The following is an 18,779-nucleotide window of genomic DNA, read 5'->3' on the forward strand; positions in this document are numbered from 1 at the left end:
TCATGAAGAAACTAACATTTATCAGTTGCCTCCTTTTAAGTGGTTGCCTGGCCGGAGCAATGGCTGCAAACAAAAAGCAACCCATCTACAAAGATGCCAAAGCTCCCATTGAGGAGCGTGTGAATGACCTGGTCAGCAGAATGACACTGGAAGAAAAGGTACAACAACTCAACCAGTACACTTTGGGGCGGAATAACAACGAGAACAATCGTGGTGAGGAAGTAAAAAAAATTCCTGCCACATTAGGCTCCCTCATTTATTTTGATGAAGATGCCAATCTGCGTAACGAGGCTCAGAGAAAAGCAATGGAAGAATCACGTCTGGGTATCCCCATCCTTTTCGGATACGACGTCATCCACGGGTTCCGTACCATTTATCCCATCTCTTTGGGACAAGCATGTTCTTGGAATCCCCAATTGGTAGAACAAGCATGTGCCGTTGCCGCCCAGGAAGCACGCATGTCCGGGGTAGACTGGACTTTTTCCCCTATGATTGACGTGGCAAGAGACGGACGCTGGGGACGCGTTGCAGAGGGCTATGGCGAAGACCCTTATACCAATGCTGTATTCGGTGTCGCATCTATCAAAGGATACCAAGGTGAAGACATGTCCGACAGCAAGCGAGTAGCCGCCTGCCTTAAACATTATATCGGATACGGCGCTTCTGAAGCAGGACGTGACTATGTTTATACGGAAATCTCCAATCAGACTCTGTGGGACACCTATATTCCTCCCTATGAAGCTGGCGTAAAAGCCGGTGCCGCTACTTTAATGAGTTCATTCAATGACATCAGCGGTACTCCCGGAAGCGCCAACCATTACACGATGACAGAAATTCTGAAGAACCGTTGGAAACACGACGGCTTTGTTGTTTCAGACTGGTCTGCAGTACCGCAACTTATTGACCAAGGCCATGCTGCCGACCGCAAAGAAGCTGCCCGTCTGGCTTTCAACGCCGGCCTGGAAATGGACATGATGGGGCATTGCTATGACAAGCATATGGCAAAGCTGGTGGAAGAAGGTAAAATAAGCATGCAATTGGTGGACGATGCAGTGAAACGCGTGCTCCGTATCAAATTCCGCCTTGGACTTTTTGACAATCCCTACACCCCGACATCTACAGAAAAAGAGCGCTTCCTCCTTCCACAAAGCCTGGCTATTGCAGAGAAACTGGCAGAGGAGACCATTGTTCTACTGAAGAATGAAAACAAGGTACTCCCTCTGGCAAACGGGAACAAGCCAACTATCGCCGTCATGGGGCCTCTGGTACAAAACAGTGCCGAGCTCCTGGGGTCATGGTATGGACATGGACATGCAGAAGATGTCCTCCCCATCAAAAAGGCGCTGGATGCAGAATTTGCAGGCAAGGCTGAACTGATTTATACCGAGGGTTGTGGTTTCGACGGTAACGACACTTCCAAATTCAGTGAGGCACTGGCTGTAGCCCGGAAAGCAGATGTCATTCTACTCTGCATGGGTGAAAAGAAAAAGTGGAGTGGCGAAAACGCATCGCGTTCCATCATAGAACTGCCTGCCATTCAAGAGGAATTCATTGCTGAAATGAAGAAAGCAGGCAAACCGATTGTTCTGGTACTGGCTAACGGACGTCCTTTGGGACTCTCTAAAGTGGAACCTCTCTGTGACGCTATCGTTGAAATGTGGCAACCGGGAGTACCTGGCGGTAAACCATTGGCAGGTGTCTTGTCCGGCCGGGTAAATCCTTCGGGCAAGCTTTCCATTACTTTTCCACGTTCCACCGGACAGATTCCAATCTATTACAATCAGCGCAAAACAGCCCGTCCACAAAGTGGCAAATATCAAGACATCTCCTCTTCCCCACTGTATGAATTCGGATACGGCTTGAGTTATACCACCTTTAATTATGGTAATATCAACTTGCCCAAAGAAACCATCAGACGCGGTGAAAAGTTGGTAATGGAAATCCCAGTCACCAATGTAGGCAAACGTGACGGTGCAGAAGTGGTGCATTGGTTTATCTCAGACCCATTTAGCACGATTACCCGTCCATGCAAAGAATTGAAGCACTTCGAAAAGCAACTAATTAAAGCAGGTGAAACACATATATTCCGCTTTGAAATAGACCCGATGCGTGATCTTGGTTTTGTAAATGCCAATGGTGAACATTTCCTTGAAAATGGAGAATATTATGTAATAGTGAAAGACCAGAAAGTAAAATTCACGGTTATAGATTAATCTTCTTTTTATATTGCAGGCCATCCTCCTTTCATCCTTCTAAAAGACAGATGGCCTGCAATTTCTATTTTAGAACAAATAAGTATACTGTTCTCCTAAAAATTTCTTGATATGCTTCAAGGCTTTGGTTATTTGGGCCTCCACCGTCTTGACAGAAATCCCCATTTCCCCGGCAATTTCTTGATTAGTCTTCCCTTCCTCCCTACTTTTGCGATAAACCTGCCCACATTTGTCCGGAAGGGAACAAACAGCTTCTTCAATCAATCGGTTCAGTTCTTCCATCTCCACCGAAGTATCAGCCGCAAGAGCATATCCATATTCTTCTCCTCCCTCGATGGGAACCGTATCCTTTTCATCGCGTAAAGCATTCAGGCAACGATTGCGTGCAGACTGGAAAAGATAAGCCTTGAATGAGATTTTAAGAGTCAAGTCGGCCCTACCCTCCCACAAATTCATAAAGATGGAAAGGGCCAGTTCTTCTATCTCCTGCTTGTCTCTCAGATAAAGGGACATGAAGCGGCAGAGTGAAACAAAATAAGTATCGAAAAGGTGCTTGAAAGCCTTCTCGTCATCTTGTTTGATTAACTGTAACAATAGGATATCATCTTCTGCAGGCATATCGAAGTTATATTAGATAAGGGCTTCTTGAGCGGCAAAGATACTAATATTATTTGTTCCTCGAAATTTATTAAAAAAATAATTGGAATTGGAATAAGGGTTAAACCCAAGTGATGTGTCATATAAGTGAAGGCCTATAAAAACATCATGATCATGAAAAAAAGTGTTCCTTGGAATTTAATCATTCCTAAGTTGAAACAGGAAATTTCCGCAGACGAAGAGCGGCAATTGGAGACTTGGTTACGCAGCAGTAACAACGAAGCGTTATTCAAGGAATTGCAACTGTTATGGGAAAAAATTCAGGCAAATGTAGAAAACTACACGCCCAATACCGAATATTATTGGAATGAACTTGTCAACCGTATGCACGCCAGCGAGCCTAAGCAGACTGAAAAACCTGCAAAGAAACGCTTCGAACTGAAACGGATATACCGCTACGCAGTAGCTGCATGTATAGCTGTTGCCATCGGTTGCTCATTCTACATAGGATTCCTTAACGGACAGCCTGAAGCCATGCCGCAGTTATACTCTAATTTGTCGGGTAAGTCTAAGGTTCTCCTTCCTGACGGAAGCGAAGTATGGATGCATACAGAGACCTCTTTGCAATACGGATCACAAATGAATAAGGATGAGCGTATCGTAAATGTAACTGGTGAAGCTTACTTCGATGTAGCACACGATGCTGACAAACCTTTTATTGTGCAGACAGAAGGTATGCGTATCGTAGTTCACGGAACCAAATTCAATGTCGATGCATTCCCCGGTTCGGAAAATACATTGGTGAGTTTGGTAGAAGGGTCCGTCTCTTTGGAAACCGAGACAGAGAACCGTTTCCTCAAACCGGGCGAAACAGCTACTTTTAATCGGAAAACCCTTACACTTAAGGTAGAAAAAGATGATGTACATTTTGCCTCTTCGTGGGCAAATACACAACTCGTATTCAGAAACCGTTCATTGGGAGACATTTGCAAACTGCTTTCTAAATGGTATCGGATAAAGATAGACGTGGATCCTACATTATCCAATAAATATTTCTATACGTTTACGTTGCGTAGCGAACCGCTGGACGAAATACTCCGCATCATGGCACGCATCCAACCTATGAAATATACCTTTAACGAAGAGAATGAGTTGACAATTTCGTTTGCAGACACAAAACAAAAAGTAAAATGAAACAGTAACAAAATTAAAAACTTATGCCAAACAAACAAATGAGAAATGCACATTATTTAATAATTAACGAAAAGTAAACACCTACATTAATCTTTAAATTTAAGACAATTATGGATATAAGAAAACAACTCATCATTCTTATACTGGTACTTCTATGTGCCCCGGTTTCTGCACAAAAGAAAGAGAAACTGATCACACTGAAGTTCACAAATATCCCATTATCAGAGGCTATGCCAAAAGTGGAAAAGCAAAGTGGATACACTTTCTTCTATGAATCGCAGCAAATAGACATCAAACAGAAAGTCAGCTTGAATGTTAAGAATGAAACTATTAATAAGACAATAGCAGCCTTATTGAAAGGGACCAATGTTAAATTTGAAATCGACGCAACACACATTATTTTATATACCGGAAAGAATAACAAGGCAATATCCGGACAACCACAGAACATCTCTGGTACAGTAATTGACGAAAGTGGTGAACCGATTATCGGAGCAAATGTCATGGTGGAAGGAACCAGTACTGGTGTCATTACAGATCTTGACGGAAAATACACAATCAACGCACCGGCAGGGAGTAATCTCAAAATCTCCTATATCGGTTATGTAACACAGACTGTAAAAGCTGGTAGAAACAGTACCGTAAAGTTAGTGGAAGACAGTAAAACACTGGCAGAAGTCGTGGTAATCGGCTATGGTACACAGCGTAAGTCCGACCTGACCGGAGGTCTGGTATCAGTAGACCAGAAGAAGCTGAACATGATAAATAGCAGTAACTTGATGGACCGTCTTGCAGGACAAATCCCGGGCTTAAGCGTAACTACTGGTGATGCGAAACCGGGTGCAGACCAAACCCTCCGTGTACGTGGTGAAAACTCATTAAGTGCTGACAATGCACCGCTCATCGTATTGGACGGTATTCCTTACAACGGTTCTTTGAGTGATATTGACCCAAACATCATCGAAAGCCTTAGTGTCTTGAAAGATGCTTCCGCAGCAGCTATCTACGGCTCACGCGGTTCCAATGGTGTCATCTTGATTCAATCAAAGAAAGGCAAGAAAGGTGCACCCCAAGTTACATACAAAGGGCAGTTCAGAATGTCGCAACCCCAACAGACCATTGATGTGATGACTCCAGACGAATACATCACATTTAAACAAGACATTGCACGCCTGAAAGATGGATGGAGCGGTGACCAATTGGCTCCTGAGAATATTCTGAGTGCCAGCGAACTTATAAATTACAAGAAAGGCGTTACAAACGACTGGCAGGACTATATTTTCCGCAATGCATTTACCATGGAACATCAAGTAGGCATTTCCGGAGGTACTGAAAGCACCACTTATATGGGGGCAGTTTCCTATCTGGATCAAGAAGGTGTAGTCTACAACTCCGCCATGAAACGTTACAATATCAATTTGAGTGTCACACAAGTATTAAATAAATGGCTGACTATCGGTATACAGACCCAATTTATTCAAAGAGATGGCGGTGGTATAACCCCGAATATTGAACATGCTGTAAAGCAAAGTCCTTATGGTATCTACAAAGATGAAAACGGCAAGTATTATGAAGAACCTATGGACCAATCTCTGATTATTAACCCGATGGCCAATGTCAATGCCGATCAAGATCAAACAAGACGTAACTTCTTCATCAACACCTATGCTGACATTCTGTTGCCGGTAAAAGGTCTTTCAGCCCGTACAACCTTTGGTTACAACTATCGTAGCGACTTTACCGGCACATACTATGGCCGTGACACCAAAGACGGTAGAACAGCCAGCGGAAAAGCCAGCATCAACAATGAACACTACTGGGATTACACTTGGGAAAATCTGCTCAAATATAATCGTGAATTTGGCAAGCACCGTTTCGACGCTACAGGTTTGTTCAGTGTACAACAAACTCAGAAAAAGACTTCCAAGTCAAGTGCCGAAAGTTTTGTAAACGATGATTCCAGTTATCATAACATCAATGCAGGTGAGAAAAATAAGACTGTAGGATCCGGTTTATCAGAAACCTCGATGTTGTCTTATATGCTTCGCTTGAACTATTCATATGCAGGGAAATACATGCTGACTTTGACCGGACGTTCCGACGGTTATTCTGCCTTCGGTGCAAACAACAAGTATGCATTCTTCCCGTCAGTGGCTGCTGCATGGAACATTGCTTCCGAAAGTTTTATGGAAAATGCACAAAACTGGCTGGACCAATTGAAGCTCCGCGTATCTTATGGTTCTAACGGTAACCAAGCCATCAACCCCTATCAGACATTGGACCGTCTGCACCTCACAAACTATATCTGGGGTGACGGTGGAGCAGGTGTCAACGGTGCTTATCTGGCCAACGACGGTGTCGGAAATCCGAATCTAAAGTGGGAAACAACCCAAACATTCAACGTCGGTATCGACTATTCATTCTTCAACGGCCGTATCAACGGTAACATTGAAATGTATGTCGCCAACACAAAAGACTTGCTGATGAAACGTACTGTTCCTATCATGAACGGCTATAAAACCATTTGGGATAATGTGGGTAAAACACGCAATAAAGGTGTTGAATTTACCTTGAACACCGTCAACATACGTAATAAGGACTTCGAATGGAGCACCGGAATCATCTTTTCACTGAACCGTGACAAGATTGTAGACCTACGTGGTGACAAAAAAGATGATATCACCAATAAATGGTTCATCGGCAAACCCTTGCGAGTTTACTACGACTATGACGTCGACGGCATCTGGCAGGAAGGTGACAAATTCACCTATACCGCAGCAGACGGTACAGAAAAAGAGATCCAAAAAGGTGCCAAACCAGGTTCTGCCAAAGTGAAAGATGCAGACGGAAACGGTTATATTGACTCCAATGACAAAGTTATCATCGGTTCAAAGAATCCAAGCTTCCTCATGTCTATGAGCAATACATTGACTTACAAGAACTTTTACTTGTCATTCCTACTGAATGGAACCTTCAAAGTTACACGTGAGTTGAACGAAGCCAATATCGGAAGTTGGAGTTACAACTTATACAACTATCTGCATAATGCCGATTACTGGACACCGGAACACACCAATTCCAAATATGCTTCTCCAGCATATAACAACTTCGACGGACACAGCTATTACAAAGACTTTACATACATCCAAATAAAGAATATCACTTTAGGATACAATTTTGAAAAGAATTTTGTAAAGAAATTGGGACTGAGCGGTTTGGGAGTCAATATCAGTGTGGAGAATCCTTATACATTCTGTGATATACGCAGCGTATTGAACTATGACAACAGTTGGTTTGCCTCTTACCCGACTGCACGTTCCTACGTACTTGGACTGAACTTATCATTCTAAACTTACTTAAATATATATACAATGAAAAATTATATATCAAAAGCAACTCTAGCTCTGTTAGTAGCTCTGTCTGCTACCGGTTGCTCTGACTTTCTGGATGAGAAACTGAAAAGTGAACTGGCTCCGGACAACACATATACAAGTTCCTATGGTTTCGAAGTAGGTTCTACCGGACTTTATGCCGAAGCACGCTCTGAATACAACACTTGGGGTGAAAACGGTGCCTTCATGCACAATGCCGCTTGCCCTTACGAAGCATTGCAGATTGCCACTGACCTTGCTACCATGGGCACTAAAGACGGTTCTATCCAACCGTTCGGTTTTTTGACATTAACTCCAAATACCGGTATTGTGGGTTCCTACTGGAACTGGGCTTATAGCCTGATTGCAGGAGCCAATGAGATGTTGAAATACTCGGAAATAAACACGAACTGGGATAATAGCACAGACAAGGCGCTCTATCAGGCAGAATCACGTTTTTTCCGCGCCTATGCATACCGTACATTGGTTTATCTGTATGGAGACGTTCCTTATGTAGACAAGATTCAAGATCAGTTCAGAATCGATTTTACCCGTACACCGAAGGAAGAGGTTATTGCCCACATGGTAGAAGACCTTCAGTTTGCTGTCGAGAACCTGCCTACTGACCCTGATGCCGTAAAAGTCGGCAAGCTGACCAAATGGGCGGCAGAACACTTACTAAGTGAGGTTTACTTGATGCAGGGTGATTATGCAAAGGCTGAAACTGCCGCAGAGAATGTCATCAACAGCGGATATTTCCACTTGATGGAAGACCGCTTCGGTGAAAAGGTAAAAGCAAACGGCGATGTGTTCTCCGACCTATTCGTTGAAAACAATCAAAATCGCACATCCGGCAATATGGAAAGCATTTGGGTCATGCAGTTTGAATATAACACTACTGGTGGCGGTACAAATTCCGATGACTGGACACGCCGTGCCTGGGAACCCAAATACTTCGAAATTACCGGTTTTGTTTTGGCAGACTCACTGGGTGGCCGCGGCTTGTCGCAATTGGTACCAATGAAATGGTGGATTGGAGAAGATACCGGTTTCTTTGATGAAGAAGACATTCGTAATTCCGAATACAACATCAAACGTAACTGGTATTACAACAACGAGAACATGCCCGACCTTTATGGTAAAAAAGCCACGATTACAGACGAAACATGGTTTACCACCTTCCGTCTTTATCCGGCTCTGACAAAATTCTTCTATGGCCGTTCCGAAAACCTTTCTTTGACCGGTTCCTACCGTGACCGCATGAAGTTCCGTTTGTCCGAGACTTATCTCTTACTCTGCGAAGCAAGGTTGGGGTTGAACGATATTTCAGGTGCCCGCGAAGCAATCAATGTTGTACGCCGTCGCGCACATGCTCCTGAAATTACGGACAGTGAAATGACCATGGACTTCTTGCTGGACGAACGTATCCGCGAGTTGGTAGGTGAAGAATCACGCCGCTTTACCTTATGCCGTACCGGCAAATTATTGGAGCGTACCCGCAAATACAATACAGAATCGGGGCCCGTTATGCGTGATTACCACACATTATGGCCGATTCCTCAGAGCATAATCGATTCAAATACGGGTGCAGAATTCCCGCAAAACGAAGGATATTAACAGCACAAAGACAAAATAAAACACGAATAAAGGTAAAAAGATAGTTTTCAAGATTCTCATAAAGGGAATTGTCCGCGTCCATTGAGAACAAAGGCAATTCCCTTAATTTTATCAATAAACAATCATGAAGATACACAGACAATTAACAGCAGCAGCCTTTCTGTTTATCAGTATGGCAATCATGGCACAAGTGCCATTCAGCAAAAAGGAAGTAAAAGAGAAAATGAAGCAAGTGGCAGACTGGCAAATTTCCAATCCTAACACTGCCCACGAACACCACGACCTGGATTGGACCAATGGAGCACTTTATGTAGGTATGGTAGATTGGGCTAAACTGGCAGAAGAGGAGTACAATGACAGCACCTACTATCAATGGCTCTATAAAATAGGAAGACGAAACTGCTGGCAACCCCATCAGCGGTTGTACCATGCAGACGATATAACCGTTTCCCAATCATTCATTGACTTATACCGTAAATATAAAAAAGAGGAAATACTGGCTCCTACCCTGGCACGTACGGAATGGATTGTCAACCATCCATCCAACGGTACATTCAAACTGGAGTATGGTGACAACAAAACCCTAGAACGCTGGACCTGGTGTGATGCCTTGTTTATGGCCCCCCCGGTTTATGCCAAGCTATACCGTGAAACCAACAACCGGAAATACCTCCAATTCATGGACAATGAATACCGGGCTACCTACGAATACCTATTCGATAAGGAAGAGAACCTTTTCTACCGCGATTGGCATTATTTCGGTAAAAAAGAAGCCAATGGCAAAAAGGTGTTCTGGGGACGTGGAAATGCCTGGGTACTGGCCGGTCTGGCAGAAGTATTGCAGGAGTTGCCCAAAGGCTTGATGGAACGCGCTTATTACGAAGAACTGTTTATCCGGTTATGCACACGTATCGCCGGATTGCAGAACGAAGACGGTTATTGGCATGCCAGCCTTCTGGATCCGGCTTCTTATCCTTCTCCCGAAACCAGTTCCACCGGTTTCTTTGTATATGCGTTGGCCTATGGCGTAAATGCGGGACTCTTGAATGAAGACGATTTCATGCCAGTCATTATAAAAGGCTGGAAGGCACTGACCGATGCTGTAGATGCAAGCGGTAAACTTGGCTGGGTACAGCCTATCGGTGCCGACCCCCGTAAAGTGACGCGTGACATGACAGAAGTTTACGGTGTCGGTGCGTTTCTTGCAGCAGGATGCCAGATATACAAGATGGCTGTAGATACGGAAGCTGATTATATAAAAATCTGGCCAGACAGAAAAACCATGCAGGGAAACCCTTTAAGTGGTTGGGTTGTTTATGCAAATGAGAATGTCAGCGATGACTTCTGGAAGAAATACGACCATATCTATGTACCGGAAAAAGGAACAACCGTGAAAATCTCCGATTATGCACGCACACTCTATATCCGTACGCATTGGAGTACCTTCAATCCCGCCGAAGGAGTCTACGGCTGGGATACCAACGAAAAGTTGAAAAAAGTAATTCAAGGGGCACTCGACAGAGGTATGCGTCTCTCTTTCCGTGTAGTTGTCGACAGCCGCGACCGAAAAAATGAAGCCACTCCGGCCTATGTATTCGATGCAGGAGCCAAATACTATACAGACAATGGAAAACGCTCTCCCTATCCTGATGACCCTATCTTCCAGGAGAAATATGCAAAGTTCATAGAAGCATTTGCCCAAAAATACAATGACCCTGACCTGGTGGAATTTATAGACGGCTACGGTCTTGGCAAATGGGGTGAGGCACACACTATGAAGTACATTGACCCCAAGAACCGGGAAGCTGTGTTCAATTGGATTACAGACCTCTACGTCAAACACTTCACCAAAGTACCTTTAGTTATCAACTACCATCGTTGGATGGGTGCAGGCAAAGACTGGGCAGGTGAGGAGAATTTTGATCCCGATAGTAAACGCTTGTTGGACAGCGCTTGCGAGAAAGGCTTTTCCTTACGTCATGATGCTTTCGGAATGAGAGAGTATTACGGCCAGTGGGAGCGAAACTATGTGAAACCTTGGATTATGAAACGCCCGGTTCTACTGGAAGGTGGATGGATTGTGAGCAAGCACCCTTATCACAATGACCCGAGCGGTTACAAAACAGCCAAAGATGTGCGTATCGGAGAATTTGAAGACGGTCAGGAAGCTCATGTCAACATGATGGATTTCCGTGTAGGAGACGAAACCATGAGTTGGTTCCGTGATGCCTATCCTTTGGTTGAGCGTTTCATCTCCGAAGGAGGTTATCGTTTATATCCCGATTCCATTGTAGTTCCCAAAGAAATGAAGAGTGGTTCAAGAATAAAGATAGTACATCGCTGGAACAACTTAGGCTGGGGATATTGCCCAACCAATATACCACAATGGAACCAAAAGTATAAAGTAGCTTTCGCATTATTGAACCAAGACAATCAAGTAGTCTACTCTTATCTGGACAACAATACTGATTTATCCGTCTGGATAAAAGGCTATCCCACTTCCTATGAGTTCACTCCCAAACTTCACGGGGTAAAAAAAGGAACCTATACCTGGGCAGTAGCTTTAGTCGATACAACCAAAGGCAATGGAAGCAATGTTAAGGGGCTGGATATCTCTGCCAAGGGAACCTTCACTAATTCTGGTTGGTTAAAACTGTCAGAAGTAACTGTAAAATAAATAAGACACCCCATCGACTTTATAAACAAGAGGCTGAATTCAATCTTGAATTCAGCCTCTTGTTTATAAAGTCCAATCCATCTATTTCTTTTGCGGCAACCTCTTCAGCAAGTGGTCCACCGCCGCTTTCAGCTGTGCATCTTCTCCCTTCAAAACAGCTTCCGGTTCATTATAGACCAGGATATCAGGCTGCAACGTGCGGTTCTCCAGATAGTTGCCCTGCATATCCATGCAACCTACCTGCGGAATACCGAATACAATACTTGGATCGATCTGGCTTTCCCACCAGACAGCAGTCATGGTTCCTGCCACGGGAGCACCTATCAGCTTACCGATACCCAACGTCTTGTACACAAAAGGAGTACCGTGGGCATTGCTGTAATTATCCTCGCAAACCAGCATACACGAAGGTTTCAGCCATCTGTCAAAAGGATCGCTGCCGATGTACTGGCCACGCGGCACAAAGCGTTCATACTCCTTGCCGCTAAGTAACGTCGCTACTTGTTCGTGCAGCCACCCGCCTCCGTTATGGCGGGTATCCACCACAACAGCCTCTTTCTTACGACTGCTTTCGCTCAACAAATCGGAGTAAATCTTACGGAAGCTCGGACTATCCATACCTTTGATGTGAATATAAGCAATGCGTCCGCCGGAATATTCATCCACCTTTTTGCGGCAGTTTTCCACCCAGCGCTTATACAACAGCTCATTCTGGGCACCGTAAGATATGGGCTTCAAGGTTTCTTCAAACCGCTTTCCGGTAACAGGATCATAGACCGAGAGAATCACCTTGCGGCCTGCCTTACCTTCGAGTAACGGGAAATAATCAGCGCCAGCCTTAATGGCAACACCATCCACTTTCTCGATAATACAGCCCGGCTTGACATCCGTCTTTTTCTTCGTCAATGGACTCTGAGCTATAATTTCTTTAATCTTCAATCCATCGCCCGCATAAGCTTCATCATAGAACACTCCCAAAGCAGCCGTAGGAAGTGCTGCGCCCGAAGCATAATAACGCGCTCCCGTATGAGAACCGTTCAATTCACCCAGCATCTCACTCAGCATTTCCGCAAAATCGTAGTTATTGTTGATATACGGCAAGAAGCGCTTATAAGTTTCTTTGTATCCATTCCAGTCCGTACCTTGCAAGTCTGCCACATAGAACTTATCATTTACCTGCTGCCAGATGTGGTCGAAGATATATTCACGCTCACCATAAGGGCGGTAATCGAAGAAAGCCTCAAATTCAATTGGAGAAATCTTGCTGCCTTCAATCTCTATCTTCTTCATTCCGTCGCGGGCACAAAGGAAGATATTCTTCCCTTCCTTGTCAGGCTGCAAAGCGCCTGCACCTACTTTCTTCAAAAGAACTTTTGTAACATTCTCTTTCAGATTGTGTTCCCAAAGATCGTACCCATCCTCGAAAACAGAAAGATAATAGAGTTTATCCCCTTTAGCAGAAAGCATGGCATCTGCCATATGCGAGGAGTTGACGGTCAGGCGTACAATACGGTCAAAGCGGTTTGCGAGGTCGAACTTTAACGGCTCTACCTTTTTCTCCTTATCTTTGTCGGCATCCTCTTTTTTCTTCTTAGCATCCTTTTCGTCTTTCTTCCCGGCTTTTTCCTTCTCTGCCTTCTCCGCTTCCTCGAGTAAAGCGGTTTCTTCCTTGTTCATCAAAAAACGGTCGTATGCTTCAGCATCAAAGAACATGATATAAGTATCGTCTTCGGCTCCCCAACTGCCGTGGCTGCGATACCCCGCACGGTCACTGGTCCAAATCATGGCTTTTCCACCCAATACCCATTTGGCATTGCCATCGTTGTATCCGCTCTCGGTCAGGTTCACCATTTCACCCTTGCCATCGGCATTCAGCAGCACAACATCTTTGTTGTTCCATCCACCTACACCGATATAGTCCGAAAGAATCCATTTGCTGTCCGGACTCCACTGAAACCACTGGTCACCGTCCGAATAAGAGTATTGATACTTGCCATCCATAACGGTACGCACATCCTTTGTCTTCAAATTGATGACACGGATGGTGCTGCGGTTTTCGAGAAAGGCAATCTCTTTACCGTCAGGGCTGTATTGGGGTTGGAAAGAAGCGGCATCCGAGTTTGTCAAGCGTTCTTCCTTCAGCTCTGTGGCATAGGTAAACAGCTTTTCATCCTTACGCACAATCGTCGAAGTGTAAAGTTGCCAAAGCCCGCCACGTTCGGAAGCATAAACCAGTGTCCGCCCATCGGGGGCAAAGTCTACGGTACGTTCCTGACAAGGAGTATTCGTTATCTGCTTCGTAGTCTTATATTCCACTGAAGTGACGTAGACATCGCCGCGCAAAACGAAAGCCACTTCCTTACCATCCGGAGACACTGCCATTTCCGTGGCACCGCTACTCTTAATCTGGCGGATAATGTCCTTGTCGTTTCTGTCGGAAACAATGCTGATGTTCACCTTTTGCGCTTCTCCACCGGGAAGCAGGGTGTAAATCTCACCATCAAATCCATAGCACAACCTTCCGTCCGTAGCGGCACTGAGATAGCGTACCGGATTTTTGGTATAGTGCGTCAACTGCACGGCCTTCGCATCTCCGGGAGTACGTCGGTAGATATTGAAAGAGCCGTTTTCCTCACTCAGATAGTAGAATGTTTTTCCATCAGGAGCCCAAACCGGTTCACGGTCTTCTCCTCCGAAAGTGGTCAGCTGGCGGTACTGCGGTTCTTTTCCCGGAGTATACATCCAGATGTCACGGGCAATGGGCGATACGTGATGTTTACGCCAGTAGTCCTCGTAACCTTTCTTATCTTGATACAACATCGCTCCCTCCTTATTGATGGAGATGCACTCCATAGGCATGGACGAAATCATCGTCGGGCGCCCTCCCTCCACTGATACTCGATAGACCTGGTTGAACTGCCCGTTAGAGGGAAAGACAACAGCCTCGGCAGACGGCATGATGCCCGCAGAGAACAAGACATGTCCGGCATCTGTAAAAGCAAGCGGCGTTTCGCTTCCCGAGTGGGTAGTCAGCCGTCGTGGTTCGCCTCCGTCTTTGGCCACAATGTAGACGTCCAGGCTTCCCATACGATCCGAAGCAAAAGCAATCCGCTTACTGTCCGGACTCCATACCGGAGCCGTATCATATGCGGGATTGGTAGTTATCTGCATGGCACGTCCACCGGCAACCGGCACCGTATAGATGTCTCCTTTATACGTAAAAGCAATGGTGGTCCCATCGGGAGAGATGACACTATGACGCATCCACAGCGGAGCATCCTGCGCAAAAGTAAAACCAGCCAGGCAAGCGGCAGCAATACCTAATAGTAGTTTTTTCATAATGATTCTTGTTTTTGGAGAATAAAAAAACCTCACGACTTTTCCTTTCGGAAAAAGACCGTGAGGTTTGCTTATCATTTTAAGTTACCCTCAATTAGAGAGCACCTACTTCCTTCAAAGCGGCATTTGTCTTGTGAACGGCAGCAGCGCTGGCAGCAAATTTAGCTTTTTCGTCAGCAGTCAGTTCCAGTTCAACGATTTTCTCGATACCGTTCTTGCCAAGGATTACGGGAACACCGATACAGATGTCTGATTCACCGTATTCTCCTTCCAGATATACTGAACAAGGAATCATCTTCTTCTGGTTGTGGATGATAGACTCAACGACATAAGCGCCTGCCGCACCCGGAGCATACCATGCAGAAGTACCCAGCAACTTAGTCAGTGTAGCACCACCTACCATAGTAGAAGCTACCACTTCGTTCAGTTTTTCTTCGCTCAGCAGTGTGCTTACCGGCTGTCCTTTGTAAGTAGCCAGACGAGCCAACGGAATCATGGTAGTATCACCGTGACCACCGATAACCATGCCTTCCACTTCGTTGGCGTTGCAGCCCAAAGCCTGAGACAAGAAATATTTGAAACGAGAGCTGTCCAAAGCACCACCCATACCGATGATACGGTTCTTCGGCAAGCCCAGAGACTTCAATGACAGATAAGTCATGGTATCCATCGGGTTGGAGATAACCACAAGGATAGCATTCGGAGAATATTTCAAGATGTTCTGTGCAACCGACTTAACGATACCTGCATTAACACCGATCAATTCTTCACGAGTCATACCCGGCTTACGGGGAATACCGGAAGTAATCACTACAACGTCGGAGTTGGCAGTCTTCTCATAATCGTTGGTACAACCTACAACAGTGGTGTCGAAGCCCAGCAGTTGAGCAGTCTGCATCATATCCATTGCCTTACCTTCTGAAACGCCTTCTTTCACGTCCAGCATTACCACTTCGTCAGCCACTTCATTAAAGGCTAACACATTAGCGCATGTAGCACCTACGTTACCTGCACCTACTACGGTTACTTTTGACATAATTTCTAAAGTTTTTTGTTTATAAGTGTTCTTTAAAGATGACGCAAAAGTACAGCGAACTTCGTAATTAGAGAAATATTTCCGTAATAATTTTAGTTAAATACACATTTAGCCAATGATTAGTGGACGATGATTAATGATTAATGATTAATTTTGCGGACGATTAATGAATGTAGGACGAATAATCAGCCACCAACCATTAATCACTTAACCATTAATCATTATCAAAAATGGCAGTTAAGAAGAATACACTTCTCATCGTGGCAGGCAGCCTCCTTATCTTATTATTAATAGGAGTTACCATTCTGCTGATTTCCGAAAAGCAAACCAACAAGGAACTGGTGATGGAATTCAATCTGGATAAAGAAGACCTTGAAAATCAATACACAGACTTCGCCAGACAATATGACGAACTGAAGTTGACAGTCTCCAACGACTCCCTCTCCGTACTCTTGGAGCAGGAACAATTGAAGACCCAACGTTTATTGGAAGAACTCCGCACCGTGAAGAGCAGCAATGCCACCGAGATACGCCGTCTGAAGAAGGAACTGGCCTCTCTCCGCAAAGTCATGATAGGCTATATCAACCAGATTGACTCGCTAAACCGCCTGACTGCTCAACAGAAGGAAATCATAGCCGATGTCACCAAGAAGTACAACGCCGCTTCCCGGCAAATCAGCAACTTGTCCGAAGAGAAGAAGAACCTTACCAAGACCGTGACACTTGCCGCCCAACTGGACGCCACCAACATCTCTGTGCAGCCCACAAACAAACGCGGCAAGACTGCCAAGAAGGTGAAAGACATCGTGAAGTTCAAAATAAACTTCTCCATCGTGAAAAACATCACTGCAGAGACCGGCGAACGTACCCTCTACATCCGCATCACCAAACCGGACAATGACGTGCTGACCAAAAGTTCCTCGAACACCTTCCCATACGAGAACCGGGAACTGGTATATTCCATCAAGAAGTATATAGAATACAACGGAGAAGAGCAAGCCGTCACCGTATATTGGGATGTAGAAGAATACCTCTATGCAGGCACCTACCGCGTAGACATTTTTGCTGACGGTACCCTTATCGGTTCGCAATCATTCAGCTTGAATTAATACAAAAAAATCTAAATTATTTTGCAATATCATTGAAAGCCTATACATTTGCATCGTTGTTTATGCAATTATTGTTGCTGTATAAACTACAGATTCATCACCTTAATTAATGTATAGCCCAATGAAAAAGTTCTTCTGTTTCATCTGTTTGGCATACCTATCCTTCCCCATGAAGGCCCAGGAAGCATTAAGCTTGGATAGTTGCCGTGCATTGGCAATCTCCAACAACAAAGAACTGCTGATAAGCCAGGAAAAAATCAACGCCGCCCACTATCAAAGGAAAGCGGCATTTACTAATTACCTTCCCAACATTTCGGCCAGCGGCGGATATATGCGCAGTCAAAAAGAGTTGTCCATCCTCAGCGACGCTCAGAAAGGAGCCTTGTCCGGATTGGGTACAAGTCTCAGCGGACCGTTACAGCAGGCTGCCCAAGTTATCGCACAGCTTCATCCAGAACTGGCAGGCCAATTGCCGGCTTTAGGACAAAGCCTGGTAGGTGCCCTCGACGGTGCAGGCCAATCCTTGGTTGACGCCTTTCGTACAGACACCCGCAACATGTATGCGGGCGCACTGACCTTGACCCAACCCCTATATATGGGCGGCAAGATACGTGCCTACAACAAAATTACCAAATACGCCGAAGAGCTGGCCCGCCAGCAGCACAACACCGGTATGCAGGAAGTAATTCTGAGTACAGACCAGGCATATTGGCAGGTAGTGTCCCTTGCCCATAAAAAGAAGCTGGCAGAAGGTTATCTGAAACTACTGCAGAAGCTCGACAGCGACGTTGACAAAATGATTGCCGAAGGCGTTGCCACCAAAGCAGACGGACTCTCCATCAAAGTAAAAGTGAATGAGGCCGAAATGACCCTGACCAAAGTAACCGATGGCCTGAGCCTTGCCCGGATGCTGCTGTGCCAATTGTGTGGTCTCGACCTTTCCACTCCCGTCATGCTCACAGACGAACAGAAGGAAGACCTGGCTCCCACTACTCCGGAAAACGGTGCCATCGACATCAACAATGTTTATGCTACCCGTCCCGAAGTGCGTAGCCTGGAACTTGCCACGCAGATTTATAAGCAGAAAGTAAATGTCACCCGTTCGGAATATCTTCCTTCCATAGCACTAATGGGCAGCTATATGGCAACCAACCCTTCCGTCTTCAACAGTTTCGAGAAAAAGTTCAAGGGGATGTGGAATGTGGGTGTCATGGTGTCGGTACCCATCTGGCACTGGGGCGAAGGCATCTATAAAGTAAAAGCAGCCAAATCGGAAGCACGCATCGCCCAATACCAGTTGGATGACGCCAAAGAAAAGATAGAGCTGCAGGTCAACCAGTCGGCTTTCCAAGTGAACGAAGCTGCCAAGAAACTGACCATGGCCGAAAAGAACCTGGAAAAAGCCAACGAGAACCTGAGATACGCCACACTTGGCTTTGAGGAAGGCGTTATACCTGCCAGCAATGTGCTCGAAGCGCACACCGCATGGCTTTCTGCCCAATCGGAAAAGATAGACGCACAGATTGACGTAAAACTGACGGAAATCTATCTGAGAAAGGCAACGGGGGAATTGACAATTGATAATTGATAGTTTCTTCAATCGTAAATAGTAAACAGTCAAATAGT

Annotated in this window: 9 protein-coding genes and 1 pseudogene; 7 read left to right on the forward strand and 3 right to left on the reverse strand. The window is 45.2% G+C overall.

Annotated features, from left to right (window positions below; translation table 11 throughout):
* Window positions 1-2: 2 nt before the first annotated feature.
* Window positions 3-2,213 carry a glycoside hydrolase family 3 N-terminal domain-containing protein gene (locus NQ510_RS01240; RefSeq protein WP_005829794.1) on the forward strand — a complete coding sequence of 737 codons (2,211 nt, stop codon included), beginning with the start codon at window positions 3-5 and terminating at the stop codon, window positions 2,211-2,213.
* Between the two features lie 69 nt (window positions 2,214-2,282).
* Here NQ510_RS01240 and NQ510_RS01245 read toward each other — a convergent pair whose 3' ends face one another.
* Window positions 2,283-2,831, reverse strand: a complete 549-nt coding sequence (locus NQ510_RS01245; RefSeq protein WP_005829791.1) for an RNA polymerase sigma-70 factor — start codon at window positions 2,829-2,831, stop codon at window positions 2,283-2,285.
* A 153-nt stretch (window positions 2,832-2,984) separates the two neighbouring features.
* Between NQ510_RS01245 and NQ510_RS01250 the strand changes: the two genes are divergently transcribed.
* The 4 genes and pseudogenes from NQ510_RS01250 to NQ510_RS01265 form a co-directional block, all read left to right on the forward strand.
* Window positions 2,985-4,004 (forward strand): FecR family protein, encoded by a 1,020-nt coding sequence (locus NQ510_RS01250; RefSeq protein WP_008664214.1) that lies wholly within the window; start codon window positions 2,985-2,987, stop codon window positions 4,002-4,004.
* Between the two features lie 110 nt (window positions 4,005-4,114).
* The gene (locus NQ510_RS01255; protein ID WP_005829787.1) at window positions 4,115-7,354 is read left to right on the forward strand and encodes a TonB-dependent receptor; all 3,240 of its coding nucleotides are present in this window, start codon (window positions 4,115-4,117) and stop codon (window positions 7,352-7,354) included.
* Window positions 7,355-7,375: 21 nt separating this feature from the next.
* A complete protein-coding gene (locus NQ510_RS01260) occupies window positions 7,376-8,992 on the forward strand; it encodes a RagB/SusD family nutrient uptake outer membrane protein (protein WP_005829785.1) in 1,617 nt (538 codons plus the stop codon).
* 124 nt (window positions 8,993-9,116) lie between these two features.
* Window positions 9,117-10,226: pseudogene (locus NQ510_RS01265) on the forward strand (glycoside hydrolase family 88/105 protein); the annotation flags it as partial.
* 1,524 nt (window positions 10,227-11,750) lie between these two features.
* Here the strand turns inward: NQ510_RS01265 and NQ510_RS01270 are convergent.
* Both NQ510_RS01270 and mdh read right to left on the reverse strand, forming a co-directional pair.
* Entirely contained in the window at window positions 11,751-15,008 is a 3,258-nt protein-coding gene (locus tag NQ510_RS01270) for a S41 family peptidase (RefSeq protein ID WP_008664220.1), read from the reverse strand.
* 94 nt (window positions 15,009-15,102) lie between these two features.
* Window positions 15,103-16,044, reverse strand: coding sequence for a malate dehydrogenase (mdh, locus tag NQ510_RS01275; RefSeq protein WP_005829779.1), 942 nt, complete (start codon window positions 16,042-16,044; stop codon window positions 15,103-15,105).
* Between the two features lie 230 nt (window positions 16,045-16,274).
* Between mdh and NQ510_RS01280 the strand changes: the two genes are divergently transcribed.
* Both NQ510_RS01280 and NQ510_RS01285 read left to right on the forward strand, forming a co-directional pair.
* Window positions 16,275-17,153, forward strand: coding sequence for a hypothetical protein (locus tag NQ510_RS01280; protein ID WP_005829777.1), 879 nt, complete (start codon window positions 16,275-16,277; stop codon window positions 17,151-17,153).
* A 121-nt stretch (window positions 17,154-17,274) separates the two neighbouring features.
* Window positions 17,275-18,741 (forward strand): TolC family protein, encoded by a 1,467-nt coding sequence (locus NQ510_RS01285; protein WP_008664221.1) that lies wholly within the window; start codon window positions 17,275-17,277, stop codon window positions 18,739-18,741.
* Window positions 18,742-18,779: the final 38 nt, after the last annotated feature.

The organism is Bacteroides uniformis (genome assembly GCF_025147485.1).
Lineage (GTDB): Bacteria > Bacteroidota > Bacteroidia > Bacteroidales > Bacteroidaceae > Bacteroides > Bacteroides uniformis.

Excerpts from the sequence above, each read along its gene's own strand:
- NQ510_RS01240 (WP_005829794.1), top strand. The coding sequence starts at position 3 with ATGAAGAAACTAACATTTATCAGTTGCCTCCTTTTAAGTGGTTGCCTG.
- NQ510_RS01245 (WP_005829791.1), bottom strand. The coding sequence starts at position 2,831 with ATGCCTGCAGAAGATGATATCCTATTGTTACAGTTAATCAAACAAGAT.
- NQ510_RS01250 (WP_008664214.1), top strand. The coding sequence starts at position 2,985 with ATGAAAAAAAGTGTTCCTTGGAATTTAATCATTCCTAAGTTGAAACAG.
- NQ510_RS01255 (WP_005829787.1), top strand. The coding sequence starts at position 4,115 with ATGGATATAAGAAAACAACTCATCATTCTTATACTGGTACTTCTATGT.
- NQ510_RS01260 (WP_005829785.1), top strand. The coding sequence starts at position 7,376 with ATGAAAAATTATATATCAAAAGCAACTCTAGCTCTGTTAGTAGCTCTG.
- NQ510_RS01270 (WP_008664220.1), bottom strand. The coding sequence starts at position 15,008 with ATGAAAAAACTACTATTAGGTATTGCTGCCGCTTGCCTGGCTGGTTTT.
- mdh (WP_005829779.1), bottom strand. The coding sequence starts at position 16,044 with ATGTCAAAAGTAACCGTAGTAGGTGCAGGTAACGTAGGTGCTACATGC.
- NQ510_RS01280 (WP_005829777.1), top strand. The coding sequence starts at position 16,275 with ATGGCAGTTAAGAAGAATACACTTCTCATCGTGGCAGGCAGCCTCCTT.
- NQ510_RS01285 (WP_008664221.1), top strand. The coding sequence starts at position 17,275 with ATGAAAAAGTTCTTCTGTTTCATCTGTTTGGCATACCTATCCTTCCCC.